Source organism: Shewanella sp. SW24, from assembly GCF_025653395.1.
Classification (GTDB): Bacteria; Pseudomonadota; Gammaproteobacteria; order Enterobacterales; family Shewanellaceae; genus Shewanella; species Shewanella oncorhynchi.
On record NZ_JAKKSH010000005.1, the window covers coordinates 57,491 to 73,451 of the forward strand.

A 15,961-nucleotide genomic window follows, 5' to 3' on the forward strand; every position below is an offset into this window, starting at 1 on the left:
GGTTGCGGCTACAGGTCGATTCAGCGGGTTTGTTCCCACTGGAAACAGCTTTTTATCGATGGCCCAGGTAGGCTTATTGCCTGAGTTAATCTTATTTCCAGTGGAAACAACGACCTCATTGATGTCTATTGTTCGCGGTTTTAACGGCCGGATGACTTTGAGGCAACTGCTGGGTTGCGGCTACAGGTCAATTCAGCGGGTTTGTTTCCAGTGGAAACAGCTTTTTTATCGATGGCCCACACGTTGGGTTATTGTCTGCGTGAATCTTGTTTCCACTGGAAACAAAGACCTCATTGATGTCTATTGTTCGCGGTGTTTAACGGCCGGATTGACTTTGATACAACCGCTGGGTTGCGGCTACAGGTCAATTCAGCGGGTTTGTTTCTAGTGGAAACAGCTTTTTTATCTATAGCCCTCGTTTGCTTATTGCCTGCGCTGATCTTGTTTCCATTGGAAACAAGCTAGTTTCTTAGTGATCAGCTGTAGCTATTTGTCTGGGCTATTCTTGTTTCCATTGGAAACAAGCTAGTTTCTTAGTGATCAGCTGTAGCTATTTGTCTGGGCTATTCTTGTTTCCAGTGGAAACAACGACCTCATTGATGTCTATTGTTCGCGGTTTTAACGGCCGGATGACTTTGCGGCAACCGCTGGGTTGTGGCAACAGGTCGATTCAGCGGGTTTGTTTCCACTGGAAACAGCTTTTTATCGATGGCCCACGTAGGCTTACTGCCTGCGTTGATCTTGTTTCTTAGTGATCAACACGGCCTGTGGAGTCTTTGCATGGCTTGAGGTTATAGTTACTTTTGGTAAAGCAAATTATAACTTCTTGCCATGCTATCTAAAAATAACTCTCGGAAGAGCAATAGACCCTAGGCAGATTCCTTACTATGGTCATGGATTTCTGAGTTTTTTCTTATCTATTTCTTTGGCTTACATCTTTTCACAAGCACTATGCTGCCAATAATCATTAGTGCAATTGGTAGTAAAAATTCCATCATTTTTCCTTAACCGCCCTATAGGCGTCATTCACTAATTTGTCTGGTTAGTTACATTGATGTTTAGCAAAACCGGAACATCATGTACTTAAAACGCACCCATGGATCCTCGGGCTCGGGTGTATTTGCATAACGTCTATCATAGGCTAAAACACCGAAGGCGTACTTAATCTGCAGTATTAACGGAGGTAAAAGGCAATTCATATCCTCAGTATAGATAAACCAGCAAAAGCACATGATGGTGATAATGCTCAAAAGGACTAAAGGTATCCATTTGGCAAGTGTTTTGTCGTTTAGATGACGGCGCATAATTAGAAACCATCCCCAAATCCACTGTCGAAATCGCAGCTAAATGTGTCGTTAGGCAATGACCAAGCATCATCGCTTATGCTGCTATTACACGTCGATGTGTCGGATTCAGTAATGCCAAATGGGTTGCCATGCACATCGACTCCTGTGTTACCTATCATAGGTGTGCCATCAATGTTTACGATCGGGCCGTTGTGATTATTGTCAGTCATGCTGTTATTCCTTTAATGTGATTAAGAGTAAAGCTCCTAAATTGACATTAATGAAAAAAAGCACTTTTTCAAGCATATTTTTCGCAATGGTGGACAATAAAAATGTTGAGTGAGTTTTGTAGTTTTTCTTTCATTTTTTTATCTTGTCTCGGACTTCACACTCACATTATTGACGACATTTTAATGCTGAGCTTGCAGGTTGGCGTTAACAGAATGTGCTTTTGACGAGCAAAAATCGGTACGATTTTCTGCGACAAAAGTGCTTGTGATAACAAGCTTTCAAGCGCGGATTTGGGCGATTACGCAGTAATGGCTCAAAGGAGCACGCGCATGTACAGCTGGTCTGTACTAACCGCATTTTAGTTTTGCCTCAGCAAAATTTAGGGGTGAATTTGGCACAAATACACCGCTAAACCCCAGACTTTTCGTGAGAAAAGTGAGCGAGACGCGAGGGGGAATAAGATGGCACATCGCCCCCTCGACGTGAGCGGCGAAAATGCGGTTAGTACAGAGCGTAGCTCGGTGCATGCGCGTCTGATGTCGTGAAGTGCTAGAACGGAGTTCGTAAGCCAGCGTCGATGACGAGTCATCAGAGCTGGCGGGCGCTTCAGGGCATCTGAGTCGTTTGCGCAGCAAGTGACTCATCAGCCAAAGGCTGGCTTGGTAGCGATGTTCATCGCTATTTTCATTCCGATAGGATGAAAGCAGTTTATCGTGATGAAAATCTGCAACTATTCACTCAAAAATATCATCAATGCGTTAAATTTGTCCCCTCGATGGCTAGTTAATTGTACCCATTTAATCAAAGGTATTTTTAATGACATCACACAGTAGCGTAAAGGATAAATCTGTCGCGAATCTTCCACTTCGATACGACCCGTTTTTGAATTTCGATATGCAATATCGACCTGGTGTAAATAACAATAAAACGGGGAAAATCCGCCGCGAGTTCACCATGAAATTGGTGGCTCGATTTGGCCTGATTTCACCGAGTAACATTGCTTGGCTCTATGGCATCAGCCATCGGCAATCTCTGGAGCATTTAAATAAGCTTGTCCAAGAGCAACTGCTTTGCCTTGTTACTACCCATCGTTCCCACGATGGCCGTGTTTATACACTCACTTACAGTGGCGCAAAATACGCCGAAGAGTTACTGAATGTTGCAGTCTATTATCGTGCGAAAGAGCATCCGGCGCTGCAAGTGAACCAGAACACTTTAATGCACGACTTAATCATGCAGTTTGTGTTGTTGAAAGGCATCCATCATCACAAGCCTAATGGAGAGTCAAATCCGCTATGGTGTGCCATGATGACTGAGCCCGAGTTTAAACGGCGTTTTACTCACAGCAGTGTGCGAAATGTGGATGGGATAGTGAGGGAGGTGGATGGAACAATTTGTGCCGTCGAAATAGAGCATTCCTTTAAGACAAAAGCCGCGCGGCAAACCATTTTATTGAAATGGCATGATGGGATAGGGCAAGGCTATTACGATAAGGTCATGCTGTTTTCTCAATCCTTGCACATTTTTAGCGACATTAAACGACTTCATGAGCAGCTCTATGATGAGCTAACCACAAGGCCTGATAAAAAGACTCGTCAGCCTTTATTAACCGCGCAAGATGCGGCATCACTTAAGCAACGAATTATCTATCGTACTCTGCTGTGTGATGAACTCACCGAACGGTTTTATCGCTAACAAACAATCTCTAATTTCCAAAACGACAAAAGGCACCTAAGTGCCTTTTGAAGGGTATACAAAGATTTTACAATGCATTACCAGTAGATGAAGTCGGCTGCACACTTTGGTACTGCCATCTGAAATAATAATTTTTATTATTTCAGCCTGTTAAGGCTTCATTGCGAGGTCGTCCCTGTTCCCCACATTGATAAGTAAGCGCATCCTCGGGCAAATTAATCAGTTGATTGGATATTTATGATGAAATGTCCACGTTATTTGGTTTTGATGTAAAACACAAAATAAGATAATTACAGGCTAATTGCTGTTCTAACCCTAGGTTACTTAAGGGCTTTGTGGCAAACTCAATAACCAGAATATTCGGTTATCTATCTAGAGGGAATTGGATTAGTAATGGTCAACCATAACGCGAGCATCAATAAAGCAAAGTTAACCGAAACAGACATCATCACAAAGTTCATCATGCCTGCGGTAAAAAATGCGGGTTGGGATGATATGACGCAAATTCGCCAGGAGGTGAAGTTGCGTGATGGTAAGGTGATTGTTCGGGGTCAAATGGGCATGCGCACAACGGTTAAGTCAGCCGACATTGTGCTCTACCATAAACCGAGTATGCCGCTGGCGGTGATTGAGGCTAAAGCGAATAAGCATGAAGTCGGTAAGGGCATACAACAAGCACTCGATTATGCTCATTTGCTCGATGTTCCCTTTGTGTTTGCCTCTAACGGCGATGGTTTTATCTTCCACGACAAGACCAAACTAGGCACCCCAGAGGCTCACAACCTTGAATCCGAAATCCGCTTAGAAGATTTTCCTAGTCCTGAAGAACTTTGGGCTAAATATTGTATTTGGAAAGGTTATACCGCAGCGCAGTTACCTATCATTAACGAAGCCTATTACGATGACGGCACGGGTAAGCACCCGCGTTATTATCAGTTGCAAGCCATCAATAAAACCGTTGAAGCTATCTCATCGGGTAAAGATCGGGTATTGCTGGTGATGGCAACGGGCACAGGTAAAACCTACACAGCATTTCAAATCATTTGGCGGTTATGGAAATCCCGTGCCAAGAAACGCATTTTATTCCTCGCTGACCGTAATATTTTGGTCGATCAAACTCGCATAAACGATTTTCAGCCCTTTGGCACATCGATGACCAAAATTACTGGCCGAACAGTCGATCCTGCTTATGAAATCCATCTAGCACTTTATCAAGCACTGACTGGCCCTGATGAGAGTCAAAAAGCGTTCAAACAAGTCGCTCCAGACTTTTTTGACCTGATCATTATTGATGAATGTCATCGTGGCAGTGCCAGTGACGACAGCGCTTGGCGCGAAATTCTCGAGTATTTTAGCAGTGCCGCGCAAGTGGGCTTAACCGCAACCCCAAAAGAAACCGATGAGGTCTCTAACTCTGATTATTTTGGCGATCCGCTTTACACCTATTCGCTCAAAGAAGGTATCGACGATGGTTTCTTAGCGCCTTATAAAGTGGTTCGTGTGGATATTGATGTGGACTTACAAGGCTGGCGACCTACAAAGGGCCAAATCGACAACAATGGCGAAGTGATCGAAGACAGGATCTATAACCAAAAAGACTTTGACCGCACTATGGTGATTGATGAGCGTACTCAGTTGGTGGCCGAAACCATAACTAACTACCTTAAACGCACCGATCCTATGGGTAAAACCATTGTTTTTTGCAACGATATTGATCACGCCGAACGGATGCGACGCGCACTTGCCAATCTTAACCCTGAGCAAATGGCGAAAAATGACAAATACGTTATGAAGATCACGGGTGATGATGAACTCGGCAAAGCCCAGCTGGATAACTTCATCAACCCTAAAAAGGCCTATCCGGTCATTGCGACCACCTCAGAACTCATGACCACAGGTGTCGATGCGAAAACCTGTAAGTTAGTGGTGCTCGATCAAAATATTCAATCCATGACCAAATTTAAGCAGATCATCGGCCGCGGAACCCGAATTGATGATAAATACAATAAGTTATGGTTTACCATTCTGGATTTCAAAAAGGCAACCGAGTTATTTGCCGACGAACGTTTTGATGGCACCCCTGAAAAAATCATTAAAGTGACGCCTGAAGACATTGAAGATGAAGACGTGGATATTGATGCCGCTGATGATGAACCAAATGAGGAAGATGTTCTGGGGGACATTCAAGATGAGCAACAAGTCGAAGGCCAAGACAACACCAAAAATGACCCTCAAGGCGATGGTAGCTTTGATGAAAGTGAATGGGACGAAGGCGAAACTCGTAAGGTTAACAAGTACCGCGTATCTGGCGTGATAGTCAGCAAAGTTGCCGAGCGGGTGCAGTATTATGACAGCGACGGCAAACTGGTCACTGAATCCTTTAAGGATTACACCCGTAAAACCATGGCGAAACAGTTCAGTTCGCTTGATGAGTTTGTCAGGCGTTGGAATGACGCTGACCGTAAACAAGCGGTCATCGATGAGCTGGCGCAAGAGGGGATTATTTGGTCAGCACTTGAGGAAGAAGTGGGTAAAGACATGGATCCCTTCGATATGATTTGCCATGTCGTCTACGACCAACCGCCGTTAACCCGTGCCGAGCGCGCTTCAAACGTTAAAAAACGCAATTATTTCACTAAATATTCCGACACGGCCCAAGCCGTACTCGAGAATTTATTGGTAAAATACGCCGATGTGGGCGTGCAAGAAATTGAAAATCTGCAAGTGCTTAAAGTTCAGCCATTTAATGATATAGGCAGTTTAAGTGACATCATCAAAAAAGGCTTTGGTGGCAAACCCCAATACGAACAAGCCATTAGTGAGTTAGAAGCCGAAATCTACCAAATAGCACAATAATCTGCCTAATAAGCAGGTTGGATAATGCCGTGCATATTTTGGTGCGTTTTACTTATAACTAAAAAATAAGCGTTAAGCATTAAAAACGAAAAGAGAAATTTATGTCTATCAGTTCAGCCGTTAAATCCATTCAAGACATTATGCGTAAAGATGCCGGCGTCGATGGCGATGCCCAGCGACTAGGCCAAATGTCTTGGTTACTGTTCTTAAAAGTATTCGATGCCCAAGAAGAGCAGTTAGAGCTAGAACTCGATGATTACAGTACACCTATCCCGAGTGATTTTTTATGGCGTAATTGGGCGGCCGATAACGAAGGGATCACAGGTGACGAGCTGCTTGAATTTGTGAATGATGAGCTATTCCCAGATCTTAAAAATCTCACCGCCCCGATAGATAAAAATCCCCGCGGTTATGTGGTAAAAGCGGCGTTTTCAGATGCCTTTAACTACATGAAAAACGGCACGCTACTGCGTCAAGTCATCAATAAACTCAATGAAATCGACTTTACCGACTCAAAAGAGCGGCATTTGTTTGGTGATTTGTACGAGCAAATCTTAAAAGACTTACAAAGCGCGGGTAATGCAGGCGAGTTCTATACTCCGCGTGCCATCACCAAGTTTATTGTGGCCGTAACAGACCCAAAACTTGGCGAGTCGATTATGGATCCGGCCTGTGGCACCGGTGGCTTTTTGGCCTGTGCCTTTGATCATGTAAAAGCAAATTACGTCAAGACAGCGGATGATCACCAAACTCTGCAACAGCAAATTCATGGGGTAGAGAAAAAGCAATTACCGCACTTACTGTGTACCACCAATATGATGTTGCACGGTATTGAAGTGCCCGTACAAATTAAACACGGCAATACCTTAAACAAACCCTTATCAAGCTGGGATGAAGATATCGATGTCATCATCACCAACCCGCCTTTCGGCGGCACCGAAGAGGACGGGATTGAAAAAAACTTCCCTAGCGAGTTCCAAACCCGCGAAACTGCCGACTTATTCCTGCAGTTGATTATCGAAGTGCTTGCCCCTGCAACAAATGGCAAGGGCGGCCGCGCAGCCGTGGTATTGCCCGATGGCACCTTGTTTGGTGAGGGCGTTAAAACCAAAATTAAAAAAATGCTGCTCGAAGAATGTAATCTGCACACCATAGTGCGATTACCTAACGGTGTGTTTAATCCTTACACTGGCATTAAAACCAATATCCTGTTTTTCACTAAAGGCACGCCGACTAAAAATGTCTGGTTTTACGAGCATCCCTACCCAGTAGGGGTAAAAAACTACAATAAAACCAAGCCTATGAAGTTCGAAGAGTTTGAGACAGAACTCGCGTGGTGGGGCGATGAAGCCGATGGTTTTGCTGCGCGGGTCGAAAACGAGCAAGCGTGGCAAGTCTCCATCGACGACATTATTGCCCGTAACTACAACCTTGATATTAAAAACCCGCATGTGGGCGAGGTAGTAAGCCACGATCCGCAAGCCTTGTTAGCCGATTACGCTAAACAACAAGCGGATATTCAAGCCTTGCGTGACCAACTCAAAGGCATCTTGTCTGCGGCATTATCGTCACCTTCGGCAGCATCAGACGGTGAGGGCAAGTAATGGCTGATTTATCCATAACAGACACTTACTCTCGCAATATCAAAGCCACGCCAACGGCTGAAAATTTAATTACCACTCACCTTGATATTTGGACGACCGCCATTGAGCAAAAGTCTTCAGCAGGCCGTGGTAGCTCCAATAAGTTTTCGCTTTATGGCATCAAAAAACTGCGTGAACTGATTTTAGAACTCGCCGTGCGTGGTAAGTTAGTGCCGCAGGCCAGCCGCGAGGCGAGAAATAGTGCAAACTATGAACCCGCGTCAGTATTGCTCGAGCGCATTGCTGCTGAAAAAGCGCAATTGGTGAAGGAGGGGAAGCTTAAAAAACAGAAGCCTTTTCCTGAGATTAGTGAAGATGAAAAGCTGTTTGAATTGCCTAACGGATGGGAGTGGGGTCGAATTGGTACTGTTTTTAAATCTATTATGAGTGGGGGAACCCCAAGTAAAAGAGAAAGCTCGTATTGGGGAGGTGATATTCCTTGGGCAAGTGTTAAAGACTTGGGGTCAAGTCGAAGTATATCGACCACCCAAGACTTTATATCACGGGCAGGATTAGATAACGGCAGTAAACTGGCTGATATTGGTGATCTGCTTATTTGTACCAGAATGGGTCTTGGTAAAATTGCAGTTGTAAAAAAACCATTAGCCTTCAATCAAGATTTAAAAGCAGTTACTTTGTCTACTCACATTAATATTGAGTTTTTCATTAATTATTATTCGACGATAAAAATTGAAGGAACTGGAACTACGGTTGCTGGAATAACTCAAGATCAGCTATTGAATTATGTTGCGGCGATTCCTCCGCTCGAAGAACAACACCGTATCGTCGCTAAAGTCGATGAGTTGATGAGTTTGTGTGATGCCCTTGAAGCACAAACCGAAGCGAGCATTGCGGCACACCAAACCTTAGTTGAAACCCTGCTCAATGCGCTGCTACTGCCACAAACGGCTGCTAATACGGCAAGTCAATCTGATATCAGCCTTGAACGGCCTTTTACAAATAGCTTTGTTAAGGATTGGCAACGTGTTGCCGAGCACTTCGACACCTTATTCACTACTAGCGCCAGCATCGACACCCTAAAACAAACTATCCTCCAACTTGCCGTGATGGGTAAGCTAGTAAAACAAGACCCTAATGACGAACCAGCAGCCAAACTACTTGCGCGTATCGCCAAAGAAAAAGCCCAACTGTTCAAAGAGGGGAAAATCAAAAAGCAGAAGCCACTGCCCGCCATCACCGACGAAGAAAAACAGTTTGAACTACCGAGTGGGTGGGCATATGAAAGAATTGGAACATTTGGGATAGTCGGTACGGGATCAACACCATCAAGAAGTAATCCATTGTACTGGGAACCAGCTGAAATCAACTGGGTTTCGAGTGGTGAAACTTCAAATTTCTTTGTAACTCAAACAAAAGAAAGAGTTTCAGAGTTAGCCATCAAAGAGACAAATGTGTCAATTTACCCAGCAGGTACGTTAATTGTAGCTATGTATGGGCAGGGAAAAACGAGAGGACAGATAACAGAGTTATTGGAGCCTGCGGGAACTAACCAAGCTTGTGCAGCCATCAGGCTTGTAGATGAATCTGTAAATCATAAAGATTATGTGAAGTTATTCTTTAGAAAAGCATACTTAGAATTGAGAGAGCACGCTGCTGGTGGAGCACAACCAAATTTAAATGTAGGTAAAATTGCTTCAACAATAGTGCCTCTTCCACCACTCGAAGAACAACACCGCATCGTCGCTAAAGTCGAAGAGTTAATGGCACTTTGTGATCAACTCAAAGTCCGTTTAGCGGATGCGCAAACCACCCAACTGCACCTCACCGACGCCATCGTCGAACAGGCCGTTTAAACGATGGCAATTATTAACAAGGATGTGATCGCTGTTAAAGGCATTATGGACATGGCGTTGGCGATCCCTGATTACCAGCGCCCCTATAAATGGCAAGCTGAGCATGTTAACCAGCTATTCGATGATGTGATGCACCATAGTGAACAAGCAGCCTATCGACTGGGCACTCTGGTGTTATGTCGCGAGCAACATAGTGGGAAGTTTGACATCGTTGATGGTCAGCAACGTTTACTCACTTTGACGCTGTTCATTGATGCCTTGTATCGGGAATTAGCACTAACATCATCAGCAACATCAAGATCAACGCCGCGACCGCTTAAGTTGGGTTTACTGTCTACCCAATTTAGCTCGCCTGAAAGTATCAAAAACCTGTCGCATAACGCAGCGCTATTGCAGAGTCGGGTACGGCGCTTAACCTTTGATGAGCAAAATAAACTACTCGGATTTTTGTTGGGGCAATGTGAGCTCATTTGTATCACCTTGGATAACCTCAGCGAAGCATTTCAGTTTTTTGACTCACAAAATGCCCGTGGTAAGCCACTTGCGCCCTATGATTTACTGAAAGCTTATCATCTGCGTGAGATAGGTATTCAAGACAAACATGCTGAGGCGGGGTGTGTTGAGGCATGGGAATTAGCAGCAACGTCTGTTGAAAATAATCAACCTTCACAGTTACAAGTTGTGATGTCTCATCACCTTTACCGCCTGCGCCGATGGGCTCGCGGGCGATCTGGGCGCACATTTACGAATCAAGAGATTGGGGTGTTTAAAGGGGTTAACCTTGCCAATACAGTATTCCCCTTTGTTGATCGTTTCAGGGCCGCTAATTATGCCGTGGATCTCTACAACGCGGATCCCGCGCGGCAGTGGGATTTGAACCAACGTCACTTCCCATTTCAGATTGATCAAATCATGGTTAATGGTCGACGTTTTTTTGAATATATTCATTATTACATCGCGCTACATCACCGTTTGTTTGTACAAGTTCATCCCGTCTTACAGCCTGTACTTGAGGTGCTTAATCATTATCCGGGAAAACATCGAACCGGTGATGGTTATGTCCGCAATCTGTTTGAATGTGCCGTGCTCTTTTATGTTGATAAGTTCGGTGAGCATTCTCTTGAACAAGTGGTGTGGTTGTGTTTTTTCTGGAGTTACCGCATCAGGCTTACTCATCATACTGTTCAGCTTATCACCGTTGATAATGCTGGCAGTGGGCAAGGTAAGTTTGATGCAGGGCTGATCCAAGTGATTGCTAATGCGCTGCATCCTAAAGAAGTATTGTCATTTATGGTGCCAATGTTAAGCGCTAACGATCTAGATGGTAATCAAACACAAGTTGAAGATTTACTCGAATGCTTCAAAGCGAAAAGGTATTTTATTGATGCCCAATAATCCAGATATTACCCCGTTGACTGTGGCTGAGCTGTTCAACCAAGGACATTATTTTATCCCTATTTATCAGCGTAACTACGCTTGGGGCGAGCCTGAAGTTAGACAGTTACTGCAAGATATTCTTGATGAATCGCGTAGAGCTAAAAACAGTCGTCATCCAGCAAGCCAGTATTACATTGGTAGTTTAGTTGTCGATAAAAGGGGCGAAGGTCAGTTTGAGACGATTGACGGTCAACAGCGCCATACCACTTTGTGTGTGGTGTTATCTGCATTAAAAAACGAGTTTGCTGATAGCATAAATCAGCAAAGTTGTTTAAACGTTAAAGCAACCGAAGATACACCTTTTCAAAAGCTTAGCTCGCTATCGCTTAATTTATCATTTACCAATCGTAAACGGTCGACCAGTACGTTAGCCTTATTAGCACAGGGGATAACGACTGGCTGTGAACAGGCCTCTATGCATGGGGCTTATGATGTTGCGGTTCGTTTTTTTGAAGAGCATAAGCAGGAGTTATGCACTCTCACGGATTATTTGTTGAACAATGTGGTTATTTTGCGCGTTGCCGTTCCTAAAGGAACCGATCTTAACCATTATTTTGAGATTATGAATAACCGAGGTGAGCAACTTGAAAAGCACGAGGTGCTTAAAGCTAGGCTGATGCGGCCTCTGGGTATCGATGAACGTAAAGTGTTTTCGACGATTTGGGATGCCTGTGCCAGTATGGACAGATATGCTCAACTCGGTTTTGAGAAAAGTTTGCGCTGCACCTTGTTTGGCGCTAACTGGGATCAACATCCTGTTGATTTTGAATCAATCAGGCAAGAAATGGTGAACTCTGATAGCCCTGCGCCATTAGTTAGCTTGGAAGAGATAGTTCAACATCCAGTATTGCAAGACAAGAAAGAAAACCCAGTTAATGACGATTCTGAACAATATGCTTCAATTATTAGTTTTCCTAACTTTTTACTGCACGTGTTGCGCATTACCCATGTAAGCCATATTGATACGGATGTGCCATTAGACGATAAGCGGTTATTGCTCGCGTTTGAGCGGTTTAGCAATCGTACTGATGAGGATATAGCAACGTTTTCCCGTGAATTTGTCATGAATTTGCTAAGATGTCGGCTATTGTTTGATCGTTATATTATTAAGCGAAAAAATGATCTCGACTGGAGTTTGGAACAGTTAAAACCGAATGAAACAAGGCATCATTATGTTTCCAGTGGTGGCGATTTTAATCAACAGTTGATTATGCAGTTGTCTATGTTCCATGTTTCCTTTCCTACACAGGTGTATAAACACTGGTTAAGTGCGGTGTTGTATTATTTGCTAAAGCAGCATCAACTCGGTGAGTTTCGCATTAGTCAATACCCTGCTTTTTTAGATCAGTTGAGTAATAAATTTTTCTATGGTCGTTTTGGCAAGCAACCCATTGAGTATTTTGATATTTGTTTTGAAGATGTTATGCCAGAAAACGACTTTGATCATCATAACCTCAAATTAGGAACGCATATCCAGAATTTTATTTTTAATCGCCTAGATTATCGCTTGTGGCGTAAATTGAAAGATGGTCATGAGTTTGATGTCGATATGGACTTTGTAAAGTCATTTTTAGATAAGTTCCGTTTTACTTTTAGAACGTCAGTGGAACATTATTTTCCGCAGCATCCCATAGCGGGTGAACCGATGGACGAGTCGATACTCCATAGCTTTGGTAATTTATGTTTGATCAGCCATAGCGATAATTCCAAATTTAGTAATAACGATCCCGCCACCAAAAAAAATCAGGTAAAGGATAAGTTGAACCGAGAACAATTGGCTGAAAGCCTCAAGCTGGTCTTTATGATGAGTTATGAACACTGGGATCCAGAAAATCAACCAGCGATGATTCAACACGAAAAGATGATGGTTGATGTCCTATGTTCTTAGAGGGTTTATTTACGCTGAGATGAGATACGAAGTGGTTTAAGCTTACTTAATTGCTGTAAGCGAATCTTTCTCGATCAATTCAATGGATCATGTTTACCTTTACTGATGTTTATCTTAAGAATTTAGCGTGAGTGCACTTTTTAGGCGTAACGAAAATGGTTGAATGAGTTAACCACCTTGTTCGCTGCTGGGATTAAGTGAATTTTGTTAGTTAAGTGACACTCAGCATATTCCTCAAAAAGTGATTTACTGATGCCAATGCTTAAGTGCTGTCCTTTAATATCGCGATGAAGATAGATATATCAGCTGAAAATTGTAGCTTGGAAAATATCCAGAAGTGGATTGATACCTTAAAACGTTTTTCCCCGAAGCGTGTTAAACCAATCACTCAATAAAGAGTTCAGATTGGATCTCTGTTGTTCATTTACTGCAGTCTCAACGACTGTTTACTTAGTAAAATACAGTTTACTTTTAAACGATTACGGTAAAGTAGTATTTACCAATCTGACTTGGCCTATTATTTTGACATTTGGGTTTTGGTAAATTATTGTTTACTCTAACTGGTTTATGGTGAAGAGTAATTTTCTATGGGAAGGAATAAAATTCAAGTTGGCACTGTTGCTAGTGCTGCACTAGCTCATTTCGCCACTCTGCTTTCAATCCAGCGTAAGGAAAAGAAAATCACAGTAGAAGAGCTGTGTTCACGAGTTGGGGCATCTAAGCCCACTATGATAAAGATTCTTAAGGGTGATCCGTCTGTAAGTATCGGACTTTACTTCGAAACTGCTTGGGTGTTAGGTGTTTCCTTATTTGAACCCGATGAAAATCGGTTTGCTATTAAACATAAAACAAATGCGAAAATAGAAGCACTGCTGCCTAATCGAGTGAGAAGGAAAAAGGTAATTTTGGATGACGACTTCTAGTAACCAATGCTTCGTTTGGAAATGGCTTAGAGGACATTCAGAACCTGTGGTAGCTGGTAAACTCACTATTGATGAATCTGGCCAACACTTTACCTATGGTCAGTCTTACTTGAAGCGTCCAGATGCAGAGCCAATTTACTCACATGAATTACCGCTTTCTGCTGGTACTATGGGGCCAGTTCAAGGCATGTCTATATTCTCATGCTTGCGTGATGCAGCTCCTGATGCTTGGGGACGTAGGGCCATTATTTCTCGGCTGATGAGCAAAGGCTACGATGCTGAGTTTAACGAAATGACGTATTTGATGCATTCCGCTTCAGACCGGATCGGTTCTCTCGACTTTCAAGATTCAGCCACTGAGTATGTTGATCGTTCTACTGATGCAGCCACGCTTGAAGAGTTATACCTGGTGTCTGAAATCGTCGCTCAAGGTAAGAAAATCCCGTTGGATTTGGATAGAGCACTTATGCATTGTACATCGCTGGGAGGTGCTCGTCCGAAAGGGATGATCACTGGTGGCGAAGCTAAGTATATTGCTAAGTTTTCATCCCCAAATGATACTTACGAGGTTGTTTATTCAGAATACGTAGCCATGAAGTTAGCTAAGTTAGCCGGACTCAATGTGGCCGAAGTTGTATTAAAAAAAGCATTAGGCAAAGATGTTCTTCTTGTTAAACGATTCGATAGAGAGTTGATTGGTGGTATTTGGTGTCGTCGCTCTATGGTGTCCGGACTGACAGTTTTAGGCTTAGATGAAGCATGGGCTAGCGAGGCTTCTTATGTAGACCTAGTAAACGTTATGAAGCAGTATTGCATCGCATTTGCCTCTGATAGCCAAGAGCTATTTGCACGGATGGTATTTAACGTGCTGATCGGCAATTCGGATGACCATGCTCGTAATCACGCTTTCTTTGTCGAAGGGGATAAAATATCTCTATCACCTGCTTATGATATTTGTCCACAAAACCATAGCGGTGGGGTGGCGAATCATGGAATGAAGCTCTTCGACAATTCAAATTTGTCTCTGTTATCACTTTGTCTGAAAGCAGCACCAAGCTTCAATATTAAGGCCGAAAAAGCGGAAGAAATTATTAGTTCGCAAATTAATACGATTATCCAAGAGTTTGAATCCGTGTGTAATGAAGTAGATGTCCCTGAAGTAACGCGAAAGTTACTTTTCAAACGTGTGATATTGAATGACTACATATTCAATGAAATGGAACTTTAGATGAATCTAGACAAGGCATTTATGCTTAAAGCATTGGAAGTATCTCGGGCTGCTCTGCCTGAGTGCCAACCTAATCCTCCGGTAGGTTGCGTTCTCGTTCTAGGCGGGCAAGTCATTGCCGAAGGATTCACACAGAAAATTGGTGGCAACCATGCTGAGGTCGAAGCGATTAGTGCTTATGATGGCCCTATGGAAGAAGTGACTGCATATGTCACTCTTGAGCCATGTTCATTTGTTGGCAGAACTCCGGCATGTTCTTCTGTAATCATTAAATCAGGAATTAAGAGAGTTGTAGTTGCTATTCTAGATCCTGATGAAAGGAACAATGGAAAGGGTCTTTATGCTCTAGAGAAAGAGGGCATAAAAGTTGATATTGGTATCGCTTCAAGAGAAGTTAGTGAATTTTTGTATCCTTATCTTGGAAAGTCATAATTAACCTCGCATAAGTTCCAGGCGAGGACGGTGATGTATTACAGGATTTTGCCTCCCAAATGGGCTAGTTGGTTAACTCATTTATGCCCCTAAGTGCGCCACGGCTCGAAGATCAGCCCTTTGTTATCTGATAATTTGAGATACTTAAAGTAATGGGCACCCAAAAGAAAGACCTGACCATGAGGATTGCAAAAATCGTTACAGTGAATCAGACTTACCTAGTCTGATTCACGCGCGAACGCGATCATTTTTCATGAGCTTTGGGCTAACAAATCTTTGCCCCATTCCGAGTTAGAACCTGCCCCATCGAAAGATACTTTTCTCATGAACAGGCGTTTGGGTTGCCACCTATTTAGTAACAATTCTGGGGCAATAGCTCGTTTGGCGCTATTCTTATTTAAGCTGGTGTATCTCATAGGTATAATGGGTAAGTGCTTAATTCGTAGCTTTTTGCTTCCTATTTTGTAAATATACTAATCTCGCTTTTCTCTCTTATGCTCTTATAAGTATTGATTATATGAGATTATT

At 43.1% G+C, this 15,961-nt stretch carries 10 protein-coding genes; 9 read left to right on the plus strand and 1 reads right to left on the minus strand.

Features of this window, described 5'->3' with window-relative positions:
* Positions 1 to 1,306: 1,306 nt before the first annotated feature.
* On the minus strand, positions 1,307 to 1,516 hold the full coding sequence (locus L5M17_RS06130) for a hypothetical protein (protein ID WP_220778090.1): 210 nt from the start codon (positions 1,514 to 1,516) through the stop codon (positions 1,307 to 1,309).
* Positions 1,517 to 2,333: 817 nt separating this feature from the next.
* Here L5M17_RS06130 and L5M17_RS06135 point away from each other — a divergent pair.
* From L5M17_RS06135 to L5M17_RS06175, 9 genes are all read left to right on the plus strand, one after another.
* Positions 2,334 to 3,212: a hypothetical protein gene (locus tag L5M17_RS06135; protein ID WP_248943595.1), complete on the plus strand. Its 879-nt coding sequence runs from the start codon at positions 2,334 to 2,336 to the stop codon at positions 3,210 to 3,212.
* Positions 3,213 to 3,605: 393 nt separating this feature from the next.
* Positions 3,606 to 6,068 (plus strand): EcoAI/FtnUII family type I restriction enzme subunit R, encoded by a 2,463-nt coding sequence (gene hsdR / locus L5M17_RS06140; protein WP_220777842.1) that lies wholly within the window; start codon positions 3,606 to 3,608, stop codon positions 6,066 to 6,068.
* Between the two features lie 101 nt (positions 6,069 to 6,169).
* Positions 6,170 to 7,672, plus strand: a complete 1,503-nt coding sequence (locus L5M17_RS06145; RefSeq protein ID WP_220777841.1) for a type I restriction-modification system subunit M — start codon at positions 6,170 to 6,172, stop codon at positions 7,670 to 7,672.
* The gene (locus L5M17_RS06150; RefSeq protein WP_220777840.1) at positions 7,672 to 9,525 is read left to right on the plus strand and encodes a restriction endonuclease subunit S; all 1,854 of its coding nucleotides are present in this window, start codon (positions 7,672 to 7,674) and stop codon (positions 9,523 to 9,525) included. Before L5M17_RS06145 ends, L5M17_RS06150 begins: the two co-directional genes overlap by 1 nt.
* Before the next feature lie 3 nt (positions 9,526 to 9,528).
* Positions 9,529 to 10,920: a DUF262 domain-containing protein gene (locus tag L5M17_RS06155; protein ID WP_220777839.1), complete on the plus strand. Its 1,392-nt coding sequence runs from the start codon at positions 9,529 to 9,531 to the stop codon at positions 10,918 to 10,920.
* The gene (locus L5M17_RS06160; protein WP_220777838.1) at positions 10,910 to 12,850 is read left to right on the plus strand and encodes a DUF262 domain-containing protein; all 1,941 of its coding nucleotides are present in this window, start codon (positions 10,910 to 10,912) and stop codon (positions 12,848 to 12,850) included. Before L5M17_RS06155 ends, L5M17_RS06160 begins: the two co-directional genes overlap by 11 nt.
* A 587-nt stretch (positions 12,851 to 13,437) precedes the next feature.
* Positions 13,438 to 13,773 (plus strand): helix-turn-helix domain-containing protein, encoded by a 336-nt coding sequence (locus tag L5M17_RS06165; RefSeq protein ID WP_106649799.1) that lies wholly within the window; start codon positions 13,438 to 13,440, stop codon positions 13,771 to 13,773.
* Positions 13,760 to 15,001, plus strand: coding sequence for a type II toxin-antitoxin system HipA family toxin (locus L5M17_RS06170; RefSeq protein WP_226059044.1), 1,242 nt, complete (start codon positions 13,760 to 13,762; stop codon positions 14,999 to 15,001). The genes L5M17_RS06165 and L5M17_RS06170 overlap by 14 nt, the downstream gene beginning before the upstream one ends.
* Positions 15,002 to 15,433, plus strand: a complete 432-nt coding sequence (locus L5M17_RS06175) for a bifunctional diaminohydroxyphosphoribosylaminopyrimidine deaminase/5-amino-6-(5-phosphoribosylamino)uracil reductase RibD (protein ID WP_107404666.1) — start codon at positions 15,002 to 15,004, stop codon at positions 15,431 to 15,433.
* The last annotated feature ends 528 nt before the right edge of the window (positions 15,434 to 15,961 follow it).

Excerpts from the sequence above, each read along its gene's own strand:
- L5M17_RS06130 (WP_220778090.1), bottom strand. The coding sequence starts at position 1,516 with ATGACTGACAATAATCACAACGGCCCGATCGTAAACATTGATGGCACA.
- L5M17_RS06135 (WP_248943595.1), top strand. The coding sequence starts at position 2,334 with ATGACATCACACAGTAGCGTAAAGGATAAATCTGTCGCGAATCTTCCA.
- hsdR (WP_220777842.1), top strand. The coding sequence starts at position 3,606 with ATGGTCAACCATAACGCGAGCATCAATAAAGCAAAGTTAACCGAAACA.
- L5M17_RS06145 (WP_220777841.1), top strand. The coding sequence starts at position 6,170 with ATGTCTATCAGTTCAGCCGTTAAATCCATTCAAGACATTATGCGTAAA.
- L5M17_RS06150 (WP_220777840.1), top strand. The coding sequence starts at position 7,672 with ATGGCTGATTTATCCATAACAGACACTTACTCTCGCAATATCAAAGCC.
- L5M17_RS06155 (WP_220777839.1), top strand. The coding sequence starts at position 9,529 with ATGGCAATTATTAACAAGGATGTGATCGCTGTTAAAGGCATTATGGAC.
- L5M17_RS06160 (WP_220777838.1), top strand. The coding sequence starts at position 10,910 with ATGCCCAATAATCCAGATATTACCCCGTTGACTGTGGCTGAGCTGTTC.
- L5M17_RS06165 (WP_106649799.1), top strand. The coding sequence starts at position 13,438 with ATGGGAAGGAATAAAATTCAAGTTGGCACTGTTGCTAGTGCTGCACTA.
- L5M17_RS06170 (WP_226059044.1), top strand. The coding sequence starts at position 13,760 with ATGACGACTTCTAGTAACCAATGCTTCGTTTGGAAATGGCTTAGAGGA.
- L5M17_RS06175 (WP_107404666.1), top strand. The coding sequence starts at position 15,002 with ATGAATCTAGACAAGGCATTTATGCTTAAAGCATTGGAAGTATCTCGG.